Source organism: Pseudonocardia sp. CA-107938 (assembly GCF_050936315.1).
Lineage (GTDB): Bacteria > Actinomycetota > Actinomycetes > Mycobacteriales > Pseudonocardiaceae > Pseudonocardia.
Genome location: NZ_JBNJNA010000002.1, coordinates 879499 through 899487 on the forward strand (window position 1 = coordinate 879499; position 19989 = coordinate 899487).

Below are 19989 nucleotides of genomic sequence, written 5' to 3' on the forward strand. Positions count from 1 at the left end.
AGCCACCACCAGAGCCACCTCAGTAGGAGCAGACGATGCACGTAGGTATCGCGACCGGGTTCCAGCACCAGAGCGGGGACGAGGTCGACGACCGGCAGTTCCTGAAGGCGGACCTCGAGATGGCGGTCGAGGCCGAGGGCCTCGGCTTCGACTCGATCTGGGTCACCGAGCACCACTTCTCCAACTACTCCATCTCCCCGTCGCCGTTGCAGTCGCTCGCGTACCTCGCGGGCCGGACGAAGCGGGTGAAGCTCGGGACGCAGGTCGTCGTGCTGCCGTGGAACGACCCGGTGCGCGTCGCGGAGCAGGCGCTGTGGCTCGACAACATCACCGACGGTCGGCTGCTGCTCGGCTTCGGTCGTGGACTCGGGAAGATGGAGTATGACGGCATGCGGGTCGACATCAACCAGACCCGCCAGCTCTACCGCGAGCACGCGGAGCTGGTCATCGCAGCGCTGGAGACCGGCGTCATCGAAGGGGGCGAGCTCACCCGGCAGCCTCGACGCGAGCTGCGTCCGCGACCGTCCACGAGCTTCGAGGGGCGGATCTTCGGCTCGGCCGGGTCGCCGGAGTCCGTACGGACCGTCGCCGAGCTCGGCATCGGCATCCTGATCATCAACCCGGAGCCGCGCGCCAACCTCGGTGTCGACACCGAGACCTACCACCAGGTGTGGGAGGAGGTGCACGGCGCGACCCGTGCAGCGCCCGCGCCGATGCTGTCGGGCACCATCTTCGTCGACGAGAGCAGCGACCGTGCCAAGGAGATGTCCGTCCAGTACCACCGGGTGAACTTCCGCGCCGCGGTCAAGAACTACGGCATGGCCGACGAGAGCTTCGGGACGACCAAGGGCAACGAGCACTACGCCAAGATGCGGATCTCGCCCGAGAAGATCGAGGAGATGGCCGAGACCACGGCGAGCGTGATGCCGGCCGGCAACCCGGCCGAGGTCGTCGAGGCGCTCGCCCGGATCAACTCGGACCTGAGCCTCCAGGGGTTCTTCCCCCACTTCCACTTCGGCGGCATGCCGCGCGCGGAGGCCCAGCGGAACATGCGGCTGTTCGCCGAGAAGTGCCTCCCGGAGGTCAAGAGCTGGCCCTGCGAGAGCACCCTCGACGGCCGAGCCCGCGAGCTGCAGACATCATGACCGCGCCATCGCGCGCCCAGCCGCGCACGGCACCGTTCGAGCCGATCGCGCCGCCGGAGCCCGGTCTGTCGCCCGGTGCGCTGGTCCAGCGCGCCGAGGAGCTGACCGGTTTCCTCCGTGAGCGCCAGGCCGAGACGGAGGCGTCCGGCAACGTCCTGGCCGAGACCAACCAGGTCATGATCGACGCGGGCTTCTACCGGGTGGTCCAGCCTCGACTCTTCGGCGGCTACGGCTTCGACCAGCCGACCTTCGTCCGCCTGGTCACGGCGGTGGCCCGTGGGTGCCCGGAGACCGCATGGGTGCTCTCCATCGTCTCGGGACACGTCCACCAGCTCGCGACATACCCACTCGGAGCGCAGCGGGAGGCCTACGGCACCAGCGGGGACTTCCGGGCACCCGAGGTCGCGGCCCCCCAGGGCGTCGGCGTGGCGGAGCCGGGAGGCTTCCGGGTGAGCGGCGCGTGGGACTACGCGTCGGGCTGCGCGCACGCCACCCACATCCTGCTGGCCTTCACGGTCACGGACCCGCCGGCCGGAGAGCCACCGGTACGGATGGGGCTGTTCGACCGCGCCGACTACGAGATCGTGCGGAACTGGGACGTCATCGGCATGCAGGGCACGGGATCGGACCGCGTCGTGCTGGACGACGTCGTCGTGCCGTCGTACCGGACCAAGCCCTACCCGCCGACGGAGGCGACCCTCCCGGCCGAGGTCTACCGGGACAGCCCCCTCTTCCACGGCCCCGCCCGGCCCTTCATCATCACCGAGTCCGCCGCCGTCATCGTGGGTGCCGCGCAGGGCGCGCTCGACGTCTACGAGGAGACCTTCCGGGCGCGGAAGGCGCCCGGCCCGATGGGCGCCGCCCGTGCCGACCTGGCCGAGTACCAGTTCAACTTCGGCCGCTGCCGCGCCCTGACCGACACCGCCCGTGCCGCCCTCCTGCAGACCGCGCAGGACTACATGGAGATGGCGGAGCGCACGTCGGCGACGGGCGAGCCGTGCTCCGACGACGACGTCCGACGCCTCACCATGGTCATCCTGCAGAGCATCCACCTCGCGCACGAGGCGGTCGACATCATGTTCCGCACCGCAGGCTCCTCGGCGTCGAGGACTGACTCGCTGCTGGGTCGCTACTGGCGCAACGTGGGCGTGCTCCGCGGTCATCTGGCGCACCAGTCGGACAGCGCCGCGATCAACTACGGGCGCGTCCACTTCGGGCGCCCGCCCGTCGGGATCGCCTGATGGACAGGAGCCAGCTGACCGGCTGCCTGACGGACCTGCTGTCCGCGCTCTCCGCGGGAGCGCCCGAAGCCGGACCGCTGCACCCGGCCGTCCGCTGCACCGAGAACGGTGTGGTCGTCGAGGTCGGCGAGGGTCTGTGGAGACGGGCGCCGCAGTTCGCGGGGATCCAGGCCTTCGCGGATCCGCTGACGGGTCAGGCGGTCTGCATGGGTGTGGTCACCGTCGCCGGTGGTCAGGCGCAGCCCTTCGCGATGCGCGTCCTCGTGCGCGCGGGGTCGATCCGGGAGGTCGAGGCGATCGTCGGCTCCGACTCCCACGGCCACTTCGCCGACGTCTCGCAGTTGCTCAAGCCCGACGTCATCTACGCGGCCGTCGTACCGACCGAGCGCCGCAGTGATCGCGACGGACTGCGCGCGGCGGCGAACGCGTACTGGGAGGGTCTGGAGCAGAGCGACGGGCTGATCCCGCGCTTCAACCACCGGTGCGACAAGTACGACAACGGCGCCAAGACGACCAACACGTTGCGCACCCTGCTCTCCCCGGACGCCAAGGTCCACAGCTGCGCCTCCGCCCTCAACGACACCCGGGCAGCGCGCCCGCGCGCACGTGAGCGCCGGTTCCCGGTGCTCGACACGGAGCTGGGCGTGGCAGCCAGCCTGGTGGTGGTCGACTTCCACCCCATCTCGGGCCACTCGCGACCCGACGCCGGCGCCATGTACATGCTCGGCCTCTTCAAGGTCGTCGACGACGAGATCCGGATCATCGACGAGATCCGGGAGATCCTTCCGCTGAAGGCGACCTCGGGTTGGTGGCCTGAGAGAGGACGTGGTGACGGTGGCTGACGAGGCTCCTCGACACGGGACGAGCTCGGACCGGATGCTGTCGGTGATCGACCTGTTCACCCCCGAAGAGCCGGAGTGGACGGTCGAGCGGGCGTGCGCGGTCCTGGGCCAGTCCGAGAGCACCGTCTACCGGTACTTCCGGAGCCTGGCGGCCGTGGGTCTGATCCTCAGCGTCAGACCCGGCCGCTACCTGCTCGGACCCGGGATCATCCACTACGAGCGGCGGTTGCGGATGTCCGATCCGCTGATCCGCGCCGCGCATCCCAGCATGGAGACGGTGGCCGCAGAGTTCGCCGGTCCGGGGTTGGTCTTCCTGAGCCGCATCTACCGCGACTCCGTCATGACGATGCACGAGCACCGGATCGGCGCCGAGCCGTTCCCGGAAGGGGCCTTCGCCCGAGGGCGCCTGGCTCCGCTGTTCCACGGGGCTCCCGGCCTGGCGCACCTGTCCTTCCTGGAGGTGCGGACCGTGCGAGCGCTCCACCAGCGGGCCGGACTGGGCGAGGCCGAGTGGCGCGACTACAAGCGACGGATGCGGACCGTGCGCAAGCTCGGCCACGCCGTGGGCATCGAGGATCCGGATCCGGGCATCCTGCACGTGTCGGTCCCGTTGAAGCACGAGGATCTCGGCGTCGCGGGCAGCCTGAGCCTCGCGCTCCCCAGCGGGCCCGACGACGCGGCCGTCATCGACAAGGCGGCTGCGTCGCTCGCCGCGGCAGCGGACGAGATCGACCGGCGAGCGCGCGCGTCGGCGCCGGAGTGAGGCGCGAGCTCGGCTCCCGTCGTGGACCGACCGAGAGGAATGGCATGAGAGACCTGGCCAACAGGGTCGCCTTCGTGACCGGGGGCGCGAGCGGCATCGGTCTGGGCATCGTCGAGGCGCTCCTGGACCGCGGTGTGCGAGTGGCGGTGGCGGACCTGAACGCCGAGCACCTCGACGAGGTCCGCTCCCTGCTCGGCGAGGGGGCGTCCACCGAGTTCATCCAGGTCGACGTCATCGATCGGGCGGCGATGGCCGCGGCAGCGGCCCGGGTCGTCGAGCGGTTCGGCGCCGTGCACATCCTGGTCAACAACGCCGGCGTCGGCACGGCCCCCACCGTCGAGACCGTGCGCTACGAGGACTGGGACTGGGTGCTCGGCGTCAACCTCGGCGGCGTGGTCAACGGGATCATGAGCTTCCTGCCCCACATGCTCCGCCAGAACCAGGGCGGGCACATCGTCTCGACGTCGTCGATGGCGGGTCTGCTGCCGTCGGTCGACAACTTCGTCTACGACACCTCGAAGTACGCCGTGCGCGGCCTGGGGGACTCGTTGCGGCTCTCGCTCGCGCCCCACGGCATCGGGGTGTCGACGCTCTATCCGGGACTGACCCGCTCGCGCATGCTGCTGGCCGAGCGGAACCGCCAGCCGCGGTTCGGCCCCGCCCGGACGGCCCACCAGCCCGACGGGCCGATGGAGGCCGGGATGGACCCGCGGGAGATGGGCGAGATGGTGGTGGACGCGATCCGCACCAACCAGGGCCACATCGTGAGCCACGGCGAGTTCCGCGACGAGGTGGCGGCGTACTGCGAGGAGCTGCTCGCCGCGTTCCCCGTGGGCCAGCAGGTCGGCGCCGACCGCCTGGCGTTCCAGGCCATGGTCCGCGAGCGCACCGCCGCCGCCCGCGCCGCGCTCGCCCGGATGGACGACGATGGCGACGGCACCGCCGTGCCCGGATAGGACCGCGCCGGCCACGAGCCGTTCCGGCTTGGGGTACCCGTTGCCCCGGGCCGCGTCGCTGGCGGCCTCGCGTGAGTCCGCGCGCCAGCGGTTCGTTGATCAAGGGCAGAATGTCGTCAGTTGATCTCTGCGAACGACGTTCTGCCCTTGATCAACGCTCGCTGCTCGACCTTCCCTCGCCGGCGCAGCTCTGGGCCGCCGAGCGTGCTGGCCCACTGCGATGCGGATCTGCGCACCGATCCGGCCGCGCTGCTCGTGGCCGCGGGTACCTGGGTCAGATGCAGCCGTCGACGACCAGGTTGACCCCGGTGACGAAGTCCGCCTTGGGGCTGGCGAGGTAGGCGACTGCGGCGGCGATGTCGTTCGCGCGTCCGACCCGGCCCACGGCCTGTCCGAACACCCGGAGTGCCAGGTGCTGCTCGTTGGCCTGCCAGCCCCCGACCAGCCCGGCCTGCTCCGCGATCCCCGCGAGCTCCCCGGCCGAGCCCGGGGTGTGGATGATGCCGGCGCTGATCGAGTTCGCCGTCACGCCCGTGCCGGCGAGGCTTCGGGCCAGGCTCCGCGAGAGGTTGATCTCCGCGGCCTTCGCTGCCTGGTAGTCGGCGAAGCGCGGCGGTTGGTGCAGGGCAACCGCGCTCGCGATCTGGATGACCCGGCCCCAGCCGCGCGTCGTCATGGTGGGGACCAACCGGTTGACCAGGGTGACCGCCGCGACCACGTTCAGCCGGTAGGTCTCCAGCCAGGTCGCCGGCAGTGTGTCGAGCCAGCCCGCGGGCTCCCACCCGCCGTGGCGGCCGCCCGCGTTGTTCACCAGGATGTCGACCCCGCCGGAGCCCAGCACCTGCTGGCACACGGCCTCGGCCTGTTCCTCGTCGGTCAGGTCGCCGATGACTTCTTCCGCCCGACCTCCCGCGTCCCGGATCACGGATGTCGTCTTCGCGGTGCGTTCGCTGTCGCGTCCGTGCACGACGACCGCGGCCCCTTCGGCGGCCAGCGTCGACGCGATCGCGGCACCGATCCCGGAGCTGCTGCCGGTCACCAGCACGCGCTTGCCGTTCAGTTCCATGTCCACTGCGCGTCGCCCTTCAGCCGACCGAGGCCGCCTGGCGGGACGCCTTGTCGACGCCCGGAACCGCGGCCATGCCGTCGGAGAAGGCCGGCAGGCCCATGAGGTGCCGCCCGCTGATCTCCGCGGACGGGTCGAGCCGCGTCGAGCCGTGGGTGAGCGCCACCCGGACGTCTCGTGCGTAGCGCTGAATGGGGTTCCGCAGGCTGACCGTCGACGACCCGAGGGCCATCTGGATCATGTCGATGGCCGAGCCGCAGGTGTTCCCGGCGTGAACCAGGTCCATCGTGATCTCGGCCTCCTCGGCCGGCGTGATCGGCTCTCCCGCGCGCGCCTTGCGATCGAGGTGGTCGGCGCGCCCGAACAGGAGCGCCTCGGCCGAGTTGATCATCGCGCGCACCTTGCCCGCCGTGACCTGGACGGACGGGGTGGCCGCGACGGTGTCGTAGGGCAGGTTGAACGGCTTGCGCGCCCGGGCCTGCTCGACGAAGCACTCGAACGCGCCCTGTGCCATCCCGAGCGTGACGGCCATCGTCTCGAGCGCCACGACGAGCATCAGCCCACGGGACTCCATCTCGTAACCGGGGCCGTCGAAGCGGTTGTGGAGGTCGTCGAGCCGGTCGGGGAACTCGGCGAGCGGTACGAAGCGGGACTCCGGCACGAACACGTCGTTCGGCACGGTCACGCTGTTGCTCGACGATCCGGCGAGCCCCATCACGTGCCAGTCGTCGAGGATCTCGTACTGCTCCCGCTCCAGCAGCACCATGCCGCGCAGGTGTTCGTCGGGGCTCGGCTCGAGCACGACGCCGACGACCACGTAGGCGGTGTGCTTGCAGCCGCTCCCGAAGCCCCACCGGCCGCCCGCCTCGACCACGTACCCGCCGGACACCCGGTGGGCGCGCTGGATCTTGTCCGAGAACAGCGACGCACCCGCGACGACCGGGCCGGGCCAGTCCATCGCCCGGCCGTAGACCTCGTTGACCGCTTCGTCGGAGAAGGTCAGCATCACCCGGGCGAACCCACTGGCGATCATGGTCAGCCAGCCGGCCGATCCGTCCCCTCGGGCGGCAGCGGTGACGATCTCCGCGAGATCCCGCGTGCCCATCGCGTGGCCGCCGAACTTCTCCGGCACCGACACCCTGAACACTCCCGTGTCGGCCATCGCCTCCAGCGTCTCGGGGGGTAGGCAGCCCAGCTTCTCCCCGTCGACGGCGAGCTCGCGGATGCGCGGGGCCAGTGCGGCGAGCGCGTCCCGGATCCGGCGGCCCGCTGCCGTGCTGAACGGTGACTCGTGGACGGCGTCGGTCATTCTCGCTCCTCGGGGAGGTCGTCCCAGCCGCTCGGTGCGCCGAGCGGCAGGATGTCGTAGAACTGGTCCAAGATCCGGATCTCGGAGTCGACGATCTTGAACAGGGCGGCCATGCAGAACGATCCGTTGTCCGGACGGGCGCCGGACGGCGCCGGGTGGAAGTCGACGACCGCGAAGCTGACCGCCACACCTCGCGCCACGTCCAGCACCGGGAAGCGCCGCCCGCGGACGATCGGCCTGGCGCTGCGCGTGTGGTTGAGGCAGCTCGCCACCGTGTGCACCGCGGCGTCGGGCGAGAGCAGGATCTCGAGGTTGTTCGTGATCTTCTTGCCGTTGCCGTAGCGGTCGCACCGGTAGCCCACCGGGACGAGGCTGCCGTCGCTCTCCTGCAGTCCGGTCCAGTAGCTGCCGGCGATCCGGCGCAGCCCGTCCCGGTCGGATGCGCGATCGACCGGAACGGGCGCGGCGTAGAGGACGTCAGGCCGCACGAGCTGGTCGACGTCGCAGAAGTAGCCCTTGCGCGCATTGCTCACGATCAGCTCCGCTTCGCTGATCGCGTCGCCGTGGATCCGCAACCGGACCGCGAAGGGATGGCGCTCGCCGTCGACCACGGCCACCCCGAGCTTGACCACCTGACCTTGCTCGGGATCGGTGAACACCTGCATGCCCAGGAACTCGTCGACGAGCTTCCACAGGTCCGGGCCGGGCTCGACCGTCGTCCCGTTCTTCGTGGCGCGGAAACCCGGACCGAGCCGGACGTTCCCGCCACCGTGGCGCTGCATGCGCTCGAGGAACGCCGTCGCATGCTCGCGCAGGATCGCACTGTCCACGATGATCGCCTCTCGGCAGAGGTGGGACACGGGCGCGCCGCTCGCCTATGCGGCGGGCTCGGCGGCGGGCTCGGCTGCGACCGGTGGCGCGGACTCGACCGAGTACCGGAAGGCACCCATCGTGGACACCAGGAGCAGCGAGATCACGGTCGCCGTGACGGCCAGCGACATCGGGAGCGCGTAGCTCCCCGTCGCGTCGAAGCCCACGCTGATCAGCAGGGGACCCGTGCCGATGCTGATGACGCTCAAGCCCAGGCTGACGCCGAAGACCTCGGCCGAGGCGCGCAGACCGAAGTACCGCGTGATCAGGTAGGGCAACAGCATCGTCACCGCACTGATGCCGATGCCGGTCAGGATCACCCCGACGGACTGGAGGAGGGTGCTGCCTCCTGAGAGCAGCAGGCAGCCCAGACCGAGCGGGGGCACCGCGTAGAGGGCGACGATGACCCGTTGGGTCCGCGCGCGGTCGGCGACGACCCCCGAGATCACGACCCCCGCGATGCCGGCGAGCGACAGCATCGACGTGAGCGCGGTCGCCTGGTCCGCGGAGGTGCCACGGCTGGTCAGCCAGCTGACCAGGTGGGTCTGGCTGCCGATCAGCGCCGAGACCGCGAGGCAGTCGGCCCCCACCAGCGCCCAGAAGACGCGTGAGCGGTAGACCTGCCTGGCGGTCATGCCGTCGACGGCCTCGACGCGTCCGGGCGTTGCGTCACCGGCGGGCGCGGACTGGCGTGGCTTGACGAGGAACAGAGCCGCGGTCCCCGCGACCACCAGCACGACGGAGGCCAGCACGAGGTAGGCGGTGCGCCAGCCGTGGTCCGCGATCAGGAGGTTCACGGCCGGCGCCGCAGCGGCCTGGGAGAGCTGGGGCGCGATCGCGAGCACCACCCCCAGTGCCAGGGCGCGGTTCTTGCTGTACCACGTCGAGACGACCCGGACGTACGTCACGGGTCCGCTCAGCGCCGCGCCCGCGCCGATGCACACCGCGCCCAGCCAGAAGATGACCCCGGTCGAGCGGATCTGCGAGAGCAGCGCCAGACCGCCGGCGAAGACCAGCACCCCGACTGTGGCCGGCACGCGCACGTCGACGCGGTCGACGAGTCGTCCGCACACCGGCAGGCCGATCGCGCTGACGTAGGTCGCCACCGTGAAGATGAGCGTGAAGGTCGTGATGCCGCCGCCGAGCGACGGGGAGACCGCCGGGAGGAAGACGGCGAACGATCCGACGAAGACGCCCGACTGGCCGAGCGCCATGCAGAGGAAGGCACCGATGGTCGCCCGGGCACGCCCGGCGTTCGCCGTGACGGCGCCGGCGGTCGTCATCGGGACGCGCCCGGCTCGAACGGGCTCCGAGAGCCCCGCGTTGCGATCGTGACAGACATCTTCGTCCTCCATGGTCGTGTGATGGGGGGAGCGCGCCGGGCGTCCTGGACGCCGCTGTTGCCCTGCTCCGGCCCGTGACCGCGTGCGGTGACGGGCCGGACGTCGATCTCGACTAGACGCGCGGGGAGTCGTCTCTGAGCAGACGCTCGTCCGCGCCGTCCGACGAGACCTCCTTGGGTGCGGCGTCCCAGTGCTCGGCGAGCTTGCCGTCCTCCACCCGCCACATGTCGAACCAGTACGAGCGGTAGGTCTTCGTCGGGTCGTCCGGGTCGGGGACGTCTCGGGCCAGCATCATCACGACCTTGTCCCCTTCGGCGACGAACACGGGCGCCTCCGGCGAGGGGCGCATCGACTCCCGGGCGCGTCGCGCCTCGTCGGTCTTCGTCCAGGCGATGATCGCGTCGGCACCGGAGGCGATGTTCGGGTTGTGCTGGAGGTAGCTCTCGGTCAGGTACTGGCGCGCTTCGTCGGAGGTGGCCGGATCCACCAGGAGGGACATCATCGTGCGCACGAGGTCCTTGTTGGCGGCCAGTCGGTCGGCCTCGGTTTCGGTCTCGATCTCGGTGGCCATGGTCGTCACCTCCAGCTGTCGACGAGATCGCCGTCGATCCACGTCGAGTGGATGCCGAGGCGCATGCGGACGGGGAGCCGCAGCCGCGCGAGCGGCCCACCGGCGAGGTCGAGCGTGTCGAGGATGACGAGTTCGCTGCGCCGCTCGAGCGGCCAGTTCACCACAGCGATCAGGTACCCGTCGGCCTCCGCTGCGTCAGCGGACTTGAGCACGTACGCCGGGTCCTGGAAGGTCGCGGCAGGACCGGGGAACCAGTCGTCACGAGTACCGGCGACCAGGTCGAAATGGCTGAGCTGGTTGAACATCACCGGGTAGGGACGGCCGTTCTCGTCGATCTCCAGCTTGCTGCGGTCGAGCGTCGGGACGAACACGTGCCGGTACGGCCGGAGCTGGCGGCGCGGGTCGATGTGCGGGCCCTCCCCGTTGACGACGGCGAGCACCTCCCGGTCGGAGAGGTCCGGCCCGGTCGCGTGGTAGTCGATGCGCCAGCGCACGTGCCACGTGGTGACGCTGCCCGGAGGTGTCGGCCGCCCGTGCTTGTCCGGCACGACCGGGGCGAACGCGTTGCCGTCCGACTCGTACACGTCGAAGACGATCGTGCCGTCCTCCTCGTACGCGTTCACCGTGTGCCCGGGGAACGCGGGCGGGGCCTGGAACCACCGCACGTCCGCGGCGTTCCCGAAGCGCGGGATGACACCGAAGACCTGCGGCATGTCGCCGTCGTAGACGAAGTGCGGACCCCCTGCCTCCAGGCGGGCGAGATCACTCGTGACCGGCATGATCGGGAAGAGCATGTAGCTCTCGGTCAACGCGCAGTCGTGGATCATCGCCGAGTACGGGGCCTCGAACCAGGCCTCGTGGATCACCTTGCCGGCGGCGTCGATCACGTAGTAGGCGATGTCGCGCGTCGTCTCGCCCTTCGCGGCGTAGCCGAAGCCGAACATCTCGCCCGTGGCCGGGTCGAACTTCGGGTGGGCGGTGAAGGTCAGACTCGTGATGTCGCCGTGCGCGTTCCACACACCGCGGGTCTCCAGGGTCACCGGGTCCACCTCGTAGGGCAGCCCGTCCTCCTTCGACGCGAGCATCCGGCCCGCGTGGAAATAGATCGCGGTGTTCGCCGTCGTGCGGTCCTTCCCGGCGACGCTGGGATCATCGGAGAAGGGATCTCGATAGTTCCCGAACAGCGGTCGGCGCGCCTGGCGTTCCAGCAGGAATCGCTCGGTGCGGACGTAACGACTCCGGAAATCGACGCAACCGTCCTTGAAGCGGAATGCCCGCACCGCCCCGTCCCCGCCCGCCGCCGTCGTCATCGGGTGGAGCGCCGGGACCTCGGGAAGGTAGACCTGGTCGGGAACCGCCTGGACGAGCAGGCCGTCCAGGTCGGTCGGCACGGCCCCCTCGACGACCTCGAGGTCGAAGACCTCGATATCGAACCTGCATGGCTCGTCCATTCCTCCGGTGACCTCGGCGGGGAAGGCCTTTGCCATGTGCTGTCTCCTTCGACGGTTCTGCGCCGCGGGGTCTCGCAGCTCTCAACGACGCTAGGAGACCCCGTTCGCTCAAACCAGACGGCGGAATTACCGCAGCGGCCGCGTCCGGCGAATCTGTCGGAGGTGCCGCCCGCGCCGGTAGACTCGTTCGCCGGTGGACCGGGGCCGTGACACTCCACCGCGATCGGAGGATCGGCTGTGGCCACGACCAGGCCGACCGTCGAGATCATGAAGCTGCCCTTGATCGTCGCGCGGGACCTGGAGGAGCGCTTCCTGCGTGACGGATGGCCGATCGGCAGGAACTACGGTGGCGAGGCCGAGCTCGCGGCGCACTACGGTGCTGGTCGGGACGTGATGCGGGAGGCTCTCCGCATCCTCGAGGCGCGCGACGAGATCCAGGTTCGGCGCGGGCCGCGGGGTGGGGTCGTCGTCGCCGAACCGGACGGCGCGCATCTGCAGCTGATGCTCGGTGGTTACGCCCACCTGACCGGCCTCGGCCCGGCGGAGATCGTGGAGGCGTGGGGCACCTTGCACGTCACGGCGGTCCGCGTCATCGGGTGTCGCGGGTCAGGAACGGGTCGGTCCGACGGCATGGGCACGTCGGACGCCGCGGCGCTGCTGCGGCGGTTCGGCGCGGGCCTGCTCGAGCGGAGCGGCGGCCTGCTCACGTACCTCAGCGAGGTGATGGAGCCGGTGCTCCCGTCACTCGACGTCACCCTCTCGGCGGCGTCGGTGGACGAGGCGTGGCGACAGATCCTCGATGACCTCGGGCAGGGGCGCACCGAGGACGCCGTGCGGCGTACCCGCGCGCTCTTCGGCGCCGTCGTTGCCCCTGCCCGTTCGCGGCCGGCGCTACCAGGGCTGGGCGACCGGATCCGGATCCCCGCGTTCGGGATCGTCCGACGGCTGATGTCGGAGATCGAGCCCGACGAGTGGGTGCAGGGTCGCCTGCTGGGCAACGAGTACGAGCTGGCCGAGCGGTACAGCGCGGATCGCAGCGTCATCCGCCAGGGGATCCGCATCATGGAGGATGCAGAGACGGCTGTCATGCGGCCCGGCCGTGGTCGCGGGTTGACGACCAGGCGGCCGAGTTCGGCACCGCTGAGCCGGCAGCTGTGCGTGCACCTCGCCGCGAAGGGCGCGCCGGGTGACGAGGCCAGTGTCGTCGTCCGCGAACTGCTGATCGAGATCGCCGAGCTCGCCCGGACCCGCTCGGCGCACAACGCGTTGCTGCAGCTGTTCGCGGACGGGGTCGAGGCGCACCTGGCGTGGAGCGTCGGGGAGGAGCGGGCCGCGCCGTAGCGACGACACGAGCGCCGTCTGCCCTGATCAGAGCGGGGGTGGCCCGGCGAGTCGCCGATGGGCCACGAGGTCGGCGACCGACACGAGCTCGAGGTCGTGCCGGGTGGCGAACCGGTGGAGTTCCGGTCCGTGCGCCATCTCCGCCGGGAGGTCGAGGCTGATGACTGCGCCAAAGGCGGCGGCCGGACCCAGCCCCGCGAGCAGGGTGAGCTCAACGGCAGCCTCCGCCGGCCCCGGAAAGGCGAGGAGGCCGTCCGGGTCGGTCTGCACCGGCATCACATGTCCCGGCCGGGTGAAGTCGGTCGCGACGGTCCGCTGATCGCCGAGTGCCGCGATCGTTCTGGCGCGGTCGTGCGCCGAGATGCCGGTGCTGATGCCGTGGGCGAGGTCCACCGTGACCCGCTGCGAGGGGTTGGCGTAGTGGATCGGCGGAAGCCGGAGCCGGTCGCACACCTCGGGTGTGAGCGCGACGCACACCAGGCCGGACGTGTGGCGCACCGTGAACGCGAGCTGCCGGCCCGTGGCGCTCGCCGCGGCGAACACCACGGTGCCTGTCCCGTCTGCGTCGTCGCGCACCACAACCGGCCGACCCGCCGCGATCGCGGCGACCGCCCGCTCGACCCGGGCCAGCTCGCCGTCGACGTGCCTCGACTGCGTGGCGCTGCTCATCGGGCTCGTCCGCCGTGGTGCAGTGCGGGGAGCAGCACGCTGTCGACGAAGCGTGTGAGGAACGCGTCGTCGACCGAGGCGCCTTCGATGGGCTCGACCATGAGCAGGCTGAAGACGAGCTGATGCAGGAATTCGGCGGCTGTGGGTCGTCCGGTCAGCTCACCGCGGTCGGTGGCGCGGCCGACGAAGCGCTGCAGCTGGGCCGCGACTGGCTCGAGCACCGTCGTGCGCATGGCGAGAGCGAGGGTCTCGTCGGTCAGGACGGCGTGGTGCACTGCAGCCAGGAGGGTGGCGTCGTGCTCGCCGTCGGCCTGCAGGTGGGTGACCATCGCCAGCAGGTCCCCACGCAGGGAACCGGTGTCGATCTCGTGGGTGTTCGACGGCCGAGAGGCTCGGACCGCGGCTGCGACCATCCGCGCCTTGGTCTGCCACTGCCGGTAGAGGGTGGCCTTGCTGCAGCCCGCCCGGGACGCGACCAGCTCCATCGACAATCCGCCGTAGCCGACCTCCCGGAGGGCATCGAGAGCCGCGTGCAGCAGTTCCGCCTGCCGGCCTGGTGTCATGCGCGGCCGGCGGATCACCCGACCCGCGGTCGAGCTCGTTGCGCTGACCATGCCTGCCTCCCGGAAGAACGGAACCGTTCCACCCGACATGATGGTCGAGCGTTGGGTGAGACGCAACCGTTTCTTCGAAGTGGGTTCGACCCCGCGGTCGTCGAACCGGTCCAAGCACCCGCAGGTGGTCGACGACGTCGACGTCGAGCCCACTGCAGCCGGGATCGCCGACGCAGGCCTGTTCAACGCCGGGCAGAGCTGAACTGCGGGCCACGCGGGTGCTGGTCAGAGCGCGAAGCGCTGCGTCCGCGATCCGCAGCAGCGCCGCCGGGCGCCGGCACGATCCCGGTGGCCCGAGCGGCGGATCGACCGGTCCGAGAACCGGGTGATCGTCTGACCGCGCCCCGCTTCCCAGCCCACCGCCGGCGCCAGTTCACGCGCGACCTACTCCAACGCTTCCATGGTGGCGTCCTGGCCGGGTTCGGTCGAGCGCAAGTGGACAATCAGGTCGCTCGCCTGCGCCACCACCCCGTCGGCGGCCAGTGCCGCCGTGACCTGCTCCGGCGTTCCGACGTGCACGTGAAAGTTGCCGGCAGCATGTCTGATGGCAGGTTCGAATCCCTGGTGAGGTTCGAACCCATGTGCACCCAGCTTGGCATTGTACGAACCCGAATCTGCAGGTGGAGGGCGTGTCGTTCGCCGTCGACTCGGCTCACAGCAAGCAGCGCCGTGGTGGCTGCAGGAAGGCGACCCGGCCGGCCGCCACGTCGTAGGTTCGCACCGTCGGACGGCTCGGGGCCTTCGCTCTGGCGGGCACTCTGGGTGTCGGGATCGCGATGGTTGGCAGGTTGTTGGCTCCGACCTGGTGGGCTCGATACGAATCCTGTCCGGCTTCTGCGCGGTCTACGGGCGTGATGCGGGCCCGGGGTGGGATCAGGCGGCGTCGTCGCGGGCAACGAGGTGTCCGGCCAGGCGCCATTCGAGCATTCCGTCGACGAGGCGGATGGCGTCTCGTCCGTGTCGGGTGAGCAGGCGGACGGCGTCGTAGGACAGGACGCAGTGAGGTCCGCGGCAGTAGGCAACGACGGTCGTTGATGCGGGGAGCTCGGCGAGACGGTCGGCGAGTTCGTCGGCGGGGATGGAGATGGCGCCGGGGATGTGGCCGGCGGCGTATTCGCGTGTCGGTCGTACGTCGAGCACGGTGGCGTTGCCGTCGCGTACGCGGCGCAGGAGTTCCTCGCGGCTGATCTCCCGGACGGCGGGATCGATGTTCGGGTCGTTCGTGGTGAGGCCGAGGAAGGCCCGGCGTGCGGGTTCCAGATCGTCGAGGTGGGCGGCTGCGACTGCTCGTTGGGTCGCGTAGAGCGTCGCGACGTCGTCGCCGGCGAGGGAGTACCGGATGCTGGTGCCGACGCGGCGGGTCGTGACCAGCCCGGCCCGGCGCAGGACCTGCAGGTGCGCTGATGCGGTCGACAGGCGCAGCCCGGCGGCGGCAGCGAGGGGCTCGACCGGGCATTCGCCTTGGCCGAGCAGGTCGAGCAGCTCCAGCCGTGCGGGGTGTCCCATGGCCTTGCCCACTCGGGCGACCCGTTCGAACAGTTCCGTCTTGGCCGGACTTCTCACCGATTCCTCCAATGTTCTATGGAATAGTGTAGAACGGGGTTGTGGCGGAGGTGGTTGCCGGGGGCGCGGCGCACTGGGATCGGGTGCATCGCCGGCGCGACCCGACCGAAACGAGCTGGTACGAACCGGACCCAGCCTCGTCGTTGCAGGTGCTGGGCGAACTCGGCGTCGACCCCGGCGAGGCCGTGATCGACGTGGGTGCTGGGGCGTCGGGGATCGCGGCAGCGTTGCTCGATCGCGGGTTTTGCGATGTCACGGCGTTGGACATCTCCGCGGCCGCGCTGCAGGCCGCGCGCGGGCAACTCGGTGCGCGCGCCGAGCAGGTGCGCTGGATCGAGGCGGACCTGCTCGCGTGGACGCCGCCGCGGCAGTTCCAGGTCTGGCATGACCGGGCGGTGTTCCATTTCCTGACCGAGCAGCGGCAGCGCCATCGCTACCGGACGCTGCTGGCCGACGCGGTCGCGCCGGGTGCTGCGCTGGTGATGGCCACGTTCGCCGCGGACGGGCCGGTGCAGTGTTCCGGTCTGCCGGTGCAGCGCTGGGACGCCACTGCGCTGGCCGCGGAGTTGGGTCCGGGCTGGGATGTGCGGGTCAGCCGACGCGTCGAGCACCACACACCCGCAGGAGTGGTGCAGCCGTTTCTCTATGTCGGAGCGCGTCATGTCGGAGTTCCGCGGCAATGACCCGACGAGAGGTGGCCGTGGCGCGGACTGGCCATCCGCGGCCCAGCGCCCCTCGCGGTCGTGCTGGTCGCGGCACAGGTGTTGGGCGGTCATCGGCTCTGCGCCCGGCAACCAGGTCAGCCTCGACCAGTCTCGGACCGGGACAGCCGACGGGGCCGTTGGGGTGTCTGTCGGGGTGTCTGTCGCCGGGTCGGGTGCTGCACGATGTGGCGGGCGTCGGTACCGACGCCGCCGACCAGGTGTGAGGTGATCGAGGACTGGTGGGGCAGACCGACGGCGTAGAGGCCGGGCCAGTTGGTGACGCCGCGACGGTGGATCAGCTGGCCGGCATCGTCGAGGACCGGCACGCGAACGTAGCGGTAGTCAGGGCTCAGGCCTGTGCACCACACGACGGCCGCGACCGGGGCTGTTGTGCCGTCGGCGAACAACGGGCACCCGTCGCGGACGCCGACCATTCGGGGCACTCGACGGATTCCTGCTGCCTCGAGTTCTCCGGCGCGAATGCGCCCGAGCGGTTCGGCTCCGCCGCGCAGGGCTCGGCGGGCCAAGGACGCGCCGGGGCGGCCGAGTAGCCGCATGAGCGGGTAGGTCCAGGGCCCGAGCTGGGGAATGTGCCCGACGTCGCGCCCGGACAGCTGTACCGCGTGCCCGGCGGCGAGTTCGGTGGCGATTTCGGCGCCGGAGTTGCCCGCGCCGACGACCAGCACCGCACCGGCGGGAACCTGGGCGGGTTGCCGGTAGTCGCGCGAGTGCAGCTGCAGGATCGCGGGATCGAGTTCAGCGGCGAACCCAGGGATCCGTGGCCGGCTGTGCGCGCCGCTGGCCAGCACGACGTCGCGGGCACGCCATGCTCGGCCGTTGGTGGCGGTGACCAGGAGGTGATCGCCGTCCTGGTCGACGGACGCCACGGTTGTGGCCAGCTCCACGGGCAGTGCGAAGTGTTGGGTGTAGGCGGTGAGGTAGTCGGCCATCTCGTCCTTGGTGGGCGCAGCGGCCGCCGGGCCGGGGAAGGGTAGGCCCGGCAGGTGGCTGAACCCGGCCGGGGTGAACAGCCGCAGCGAGTCCCAGCGGTGACGCCACGTCGAACCGAGCTCGGACTCCCGGTCCAGCACGACGAAGGATCGATGGCGGCGCTGCAGCCAGTAGCCGACCGCCAGACCGGCCTGACCGGCGCCCACGACGACGACATCGACGACGTCGACATCGGCCGGCGTCGGCCCGGTCTCGACGCTCTCGCTGGTCACGCCGGCTTGCGGGCGGCGAGCCGTTCCACGATGCCGCCGGCGAAGCGCTCGATCTCGACGATGTCGAGCCCGAGCCCGGGCACCAGGTCGGCGGGTCGGCGGCGGAAGTGCTCGCCCATGAACCGCACCGATGCCAGCTCGGTCAGCCATTGCACCGCACGCACCGGCGCGACGGTGGAGGCGACGTGATCGGCCAGCAGCAGCATCCCACCCGGGCGCAGCACCCGCGCCATCTCCGCGAGGGCGCGGTGGTGATCGGGGATCCCGCACAGCGAGAACGTGCACACCACCGAATCGACCGAACCGTCGGGCAGGTCCAGGTGCTCGGCATCACCGACCCGAACATCGACCTCCCGCCCGAGCTCGCTCGCCCGGGCTCGGGCGAGCTCGACCATCGCCGGGCTCAGATCGATACCGCGAACCGGTGTCCCCGGCGGGTAGTGCGGCAGGTTGAGCCCGGTGCCGATCGCGATCTCGAACACCTCACCGACCGCGCGGCTACACACCCAGGCTCGGCTGTCGCGAAACAGGACCCGGTCCATGAACTGCATCGCCGCGTCGGTGCGGGGTGCGGACCGGTCCCAGTACCGCGCCCACCGTGCCCGCTGCTCGTCGTTTGCCATGTCCACCCACCCCCACCTATGTTTACTTCATCATATACACGCGTGAGGCTACAGTGGTCGCGTGAGCGAGACGCAGCGGATGCCGCGCGCACAACGGCGCGAGCAGATCCTGGCCGCGGCCACCGAAGCGTTCGCCCGCAGCGGCTTCGCCGGGACCGGGCTCGACGACATCGCCGCCGAAGCCGGCGTCACGCGGGTCATCCTCTACCGGCACTTCGACTCCAAGGCCGACCTCTACCGCGCGGTGCTCGCTCGGGCTCGGGCCAACCTCGAAGCAGCCGTCGGGGCACCCGACTACGACGCGACGATCATCGACGCGCTGGTGGCCGGCGCGGCCCGCGACCCGGCAGGGTTTCGGCTGTTGTTCACCCACGCCGCGCGCGAGCCGCAGTTCCGCGCCGAGACCGATGTGTTCGCAGCCGAGATGACCGCCACCGCCGGGCAGCAACTCGCCGCCCACATCGATGACCCTGGGTGGCGGGAGTGGGCCGCGTACCTCACTCCGACCGCGACGATCGCCGCGGTCACCGCGTGGCTCGACGCCGGCCAGCCCGACCCCGACACCGCGGCGGACCGCATCCGCGACGCCATCTCCGGCATCGTGGCAGCCGCCGCAGCCCCAACGGCGGGTCGCGCCACCTCGACCTGCTGACGCACCCCACAGCGGCTTGCGCGCAGTGCTCGCTGTGAACCTATCCGGTGATCCGTGCGTCCAGGATGGGCACGCCCGGCCCGCTCAGCTCCGGGGTGATGCCGCGCCGGCCGACCATCGCCATGAGCAGCGGCTCGGCCGGCCCGCGCACCTGCGGGCCGTCACCGCAGCTCCAGTCGACGTCGGTCGCGGTCAGTTCCAGCCCGGTGATGCGCGGCGCGGCGCGCAGCGGACGCGCGGTCGTGGCGAACTCCAGCACGGTGGCGATCCGATCGGCCGGGATCTGGCGAGGCAAGCCCAGGGACCGGCGGATGTCCTGCTGGTGGATCATCGCGTCGGCCAGCGCGATCCGGCCCCCGAACTTCGCGGTCAGCCCGCTCGGTCGCAGATGCTTCTGCGCCAGCGCGAGCAGTTGCTCGCGGCTGTGATCGGCGTAGCGGGCCAGCCCGGCGGCGTTGGCGCGATCCAGCGACATCCCGTTGCACAGCAGCCGACCGACCGCGCCCAGGGTGGACAGCTCGTCGTAGCTGAACATGTGCGCGACGACCTCGCGCACTCGCCACCGCTCACACAGGGTGGGCGCCTCCCATTGCTCGGCGGTCAGCGACTCCAGCAGTTCGACCAGCGAGGTGCGCTCGGCGTGGGCCATCGCCATCGCATCGACCTCGGCGTTTCCGGGTGCGGCCACGATGGTCAGCCCTGCTCGGCGACGGTCTTGGCGAACCCGTCCAGCAGCTGCGCCCAGCCACCACCACTGGTGATGGCGCCGTGGATGCCCTGACCGCCCACCAATCGGCCGAAGTGGCGGTGCTCGACCTCGACCACGCTCTCCTGCGGACCGCTGGCGGTGAAGCGGGCCTCGATCTCGCTGGCGTGCTCGGGGTCGGGATCGAACTGCCACGAGCCGTTGATCTGCCAGGTGAACACCAGCCGCGACGGCGGTTCCCACAGCAGCACCCGTCCCCAGTCGCACTCGCTGCCGTCGACGCCGCGCTCGTACCAGCGGCCCCCGACCTGCGGTTCGAGCACGATCTCGGCGACCT

At 70.8% G+C, this 19989-nt stretch carries 23 protein-coding genes; 9 read left to right on the plus strand and 14 right to left on the minus strand.

The features are described 5' to 3' along the window. Nucleotides 1-35 precede the first annotated feature (35 nt). The 5 genes from ACQEVB_RS37040 to ACQEVB_RS37060 are packed head-to-tail and all read left to right on the plus strand — an operon-like array spanning nucleotide 36 to nucleotide 4947. Nucleotides 36-1145: an LLM class flavin-dependent oxidoreductase gene (locus ACQEVB_RS37040; protein WP_432983232.1), complete on the plus strand. Its 1110-nt coding sequence runs from the start codon at nucleotides 36-38 to the stop codon at nucleotides 1143-1145. Further along, the gene (locus ACQEVB_RS37045; RefSeq protein ID WP_432983235.1) at nucleotides 1142-2386 is read left to right on the plus strand and encodes a hypothetical protein; all 1245 of its coding nucleotides are present in this window, start codon (nucleotides 1142-1144) and stop codon (nucleotides 2384-2386) included. The genes ACQEVB_RS37040 and ACQEVB_RS37045 overlap by 4 nt, the downstream gene beginning before the upstream one ends. Continuing rightward, entirely contained in the window at nucleotides 2386-3228 is an 843-nt protein-coding gene (locus tag ACQEVB_RS37050; protein WP_432983238.1) for a hypothetical protein, read from the plus strand. The genes ACQEVB_RS37045 and ACQEVB_RS37050 overlap by 1 nt, the downstream gene beginning before the upstream one ends. 34 nt (nucleotides 3229-3262) lie before the next feature. After that, complete coding sequence (locus ACQEVB_RS37055; RefSeq protein ID WP_432983241.1) at nucleotides 3263-3991, plus strand: helix-turn-helix domain-containing protein; 729 nt, start codon at nucleotides 3263-3265, stop codon at nucleotides 3989-3991. A 44-nt stretch (nucleotides 3992-4035) separates the two neighbouring features. Further along, nucleotides 4036-4947 carry an SDR family oxidoreductase gene (locus ACQEVB_RS37060; protein ID WP_432983244.1) on the plus strand — a complete coding sequence of 304 codons (912 nt, stop codon included), beginning with the start codon at nucleotides 4036-4038 and terminating at the stop codon, nucleotides 4945-4947. 274 nt (nucleotides 4948-5221) lie between these two features. Here ACQEVB_RS37060 and ACQEVB_RS37065 read toward each other — a convergent pair whose 3' ends face one another. From ACQEVB_RS37065 to ACQEVB_RS37090, 6 genes are all read right to left on the minus strand, one after another. After that, on the minus strand, nucleotides 5222-6013 hold the full coding sequence (locus tag ACQEVB_RS37065; protein WP_432983247.1) for an SDR family NAD(P)-dependent oxidoreductase: 792 nt from the start codon (nucleotides 6011-6013) through the stop codon (nucleotides 5222-5224). Between the two features lie 19 nt (nucleotides 6014-6032). Further along, nucleotides 6033-7322 (minus strand): acyl-CoA dehydrogenase family protein, encoded by a 1290-nt coding sequence (locus ACQEVB_RS37070; RefSeq protein WP_432983250.1) that lies wholly within the window; start codon nucleotides 7320-7322, stop codon nucleotides 6033-6035. After that, the gene (locus ACQEVB_RS37075) at nucleotides 7319-8152 is read right to left on the minus strand and encodes a hypothetical protein (RefSeq protein ID WP_432983253.1); all 834 of its coding nucleotides are present in this window, start codon (nucleotides 8150-8152) and stop codon (nucleotides 7319-7321) included. The genes ACQEVB_RS37070 and ACQEVB_RS37075 overlap by 4 nt, the downstream gene beginning before the upstream one ends. Nucleotides 8153-8197: 45 nt before the next feature. Next, nucleotides 8198-9475 (minus strand): MFS transporter, encoded by a 1278-nt coding sequence (locus ACQEVB_RS37080; RefSeq protein WP_432983256.1) that lies wholly within the window; start codon nucleotides 9473-9475, stop codon nucleotides 8198-8200. A gap of 172 nt (nucleotides 9476-9647) precedes the next feature. After that, a complete protein-coding gene (locus ACQEVB_RS37085; protein ID WP_432983259.1) occupies nucleotides 9648-10106 on the minus strand; it encodes a nuclear transport factor 2 family protein in 459 nt (152 codons plus the stop codon). 5 nt (nucleotides 10107-10111) lie between these two features. Further along, on the minus strand, nucleotides 10112-11593 hold the full coding sequence (locus ACQEVB_RS37090) for a carotenoid oxygenase family protein (RefSeq protein WP_432983262.1): 1482 nt from the start codon (nucleotides 11591-11593) through the stop codon (nucleotides 10112-10114). A gap of 201 nt (nucleotides 11594-11794) precedes the next feature. Between ACQEVB_RS37090 and ACQEVB_RS37095 the strand changes: the two genes are divergently transcribed. Next, nucleotides 11795-12898 carry a FadR/GntR family transcriptional regulator gene (locus ACQEVB_RS37095; protein WP_432983265.1) on the plus strand — a complete coding sequence of 368 codons (1104 nt, stop codon included), beginning with the start codon at nucleotides 11795-11797 and terminating at the stop codon, nucleotides 12896-12898. A 27-nt stretch (nucleotides 12899-12925) separates the two neighbouring features. Here ACQEVB_RS37095 and ACQEVB_RS37100 read toward each other — a convergent pair whose 3' ends face one another. Both ACQEVB_RS37100 and ACQEVB_RS37105 read right to left on the minus strand, forming a co-directional pair. Continuing rightward, nucleotides 12926-13567: a 3,4-dihydroxy-2-butanone-4-phosphate synthase gene (locus ACQEVB_RS37100; protein WP_432983268.1), complete on the minus strand. Its 642-nt coding sequence runs from the start codon at nucleotides 13565-13567 to the stop codon at nucleotides 12926-12928. Further along, on the minus strand, nucleotides 13564-14181 hold the full coding sequence (locus ACQEVB_RS37105; protein WP_432983271.1) for a TetR/AcrR family transcriptional regulator: 618 nt from the start codon (nucleotides 14179-14181) through the stop codon (nucleotides 13564-13566). Before ACQEVB_RS37105 ends, ACQEVB_RS37100 begins: the two co-directional genes overlap by 4 nt. Before the next feature lie 55 nt (nucleotides 14182-14236). Between ACQEVB_RS37105 and ACQEVB_RS37110 the strand changes: the two genes are divergently transcribed. Further along, nucleotides 14237-14383, plus strand: coding sequence for a hypothetical protein (locus ACQEVB_RS37110; protein ID WP_432983274.1), 147 nt, complete (start codon nucleotides 14237-14239; stop codon nucleotides 14381-14383). 182 nt (nucleotides 14384-14565) lie between these two features. On the opposite strand, the gene ACQEVB_RS37115 is transcribed toward ACQEVB_RS37110, so the two are convergent. Together ACQEVB_RS37115 and ACQEVB_RS37120 are read right to left on the minus strand one after the other, a co-directional pair. Beyond that, nucleotides 14566-14700, minus strand: coding sequence for a hypothetical protein (locus ACQEVB_RS37115; RefSeq protein WP_432983277.1), 135 nt, complete (start codon nucleotides 14698-14700; stop codon nucleotides 14566-14568). A 354-nt stretch (nucleotides 14701-15054) separates the two neighbouring features. Beyond that, a complete protein-coding gene (locus ACQEVB_RS37120) occupies nucleotides 15055-15756 on the minus strand; it encodes an ArsR/SmtB family transcription factor (RefSeq protein WP_432983280.1) in 702 nt (233 codons plus the stop codon). A gap of 29 nt (nucleotides 15757-15785) precedes the next feature. Between ACQEVB_RS37120 and ACQEVB_RS37125 the strand changes: the two genes are divergently transcribed. Continuing rightward, nucleotides 15786-16427, plus strand: coding sequence for a class I SAM-dependent methyltransferase (locus ACQEVB_RS37125; RefSeq protein ID WP_432983283.1), 642 nt, complete (start codon nucleotides 15786-15788; stop codon nucleotides 16425-16427). Between the two features lie 116 nt (nucleotides 16428-16543). Here the strand turns inward: ACQEVB_RS37125 and ACQEVB_RS37130 are convergent, their stop codons facing one another. Further along, complete coding sequence (locus ACQEVB_RS37130) at nucleotides 16544-17671, minus strand: flavin-containing monooxygenase (protein WP_432983286.1); 1128 nt, start codon at nucleotides 17669-17671, stop codon at nucleotides 16544-16546. Next, nucleotides 17668-18294 (minus strand): class I SAM-dependent methyltransferase, encoded by a 627-nt coding sequence (locus ACQEVB_RS37135; RefSeq protein WP_432983289.1) that lies wholly within the window; start codon nucleotides 18292-18294, stop codon nucleotides 17668-17670. Before ACQEVB_RS37135 ends, ACQEVB_RS37130 begins: the two co-directional genes overlap by 4 nt. Nucleotides 18295-18355: 61 nt before the next feature. On the opposite strand from ACQEVB_RS37135, the gene ACQEVB_RS37140 reads away from it, so the two are divergent. Beyond that, nucleotides 18356-18946 carry a TetR/AcrR family transcriptional regulator gene (locus ACQEVB_RS37140; protein ID WP_432983292.1) on the plus strand — a complete coding sequence of 197 codons (591 nt, stop codon included), beginning with the start codon at nucleotides 18356-18358 and terminating at the stop codon, nucleotides 18944-18946. 40 nt (nucleotides 18947-18986) lie between these two features. On the opposite strand, the gene ACQEVB_RS37145 is transcribed toward ACQEVB_RS37140, so the two are convergent. Further along, nucleotides 18987-19634: a maleylpyruvate isomerase family mycothiol-dependent enzyme gene (locus ACQEVB_RS37145; protein ID WP_432983295.1), complete on the minus strand. Its 648-nt coding sequence runs from the start codon at nucleotides 19632-19634 to the stop codon at nucleotides 18987-18989. Nucleotides 19635-19639: 5 nt separating this feature from the next. Beyond that, entirely contained in the window at nucleotides 19640-19975 is a 336-nt protein-coding gene (locus tag ACQEVB_RS37150) for an SRPBCC domain-containing protein (RefSeq protein ID WP_432983298.1), read from the minus strand. Nucleotides 19976-19989 lie beyond the last annotated feature (14 nt).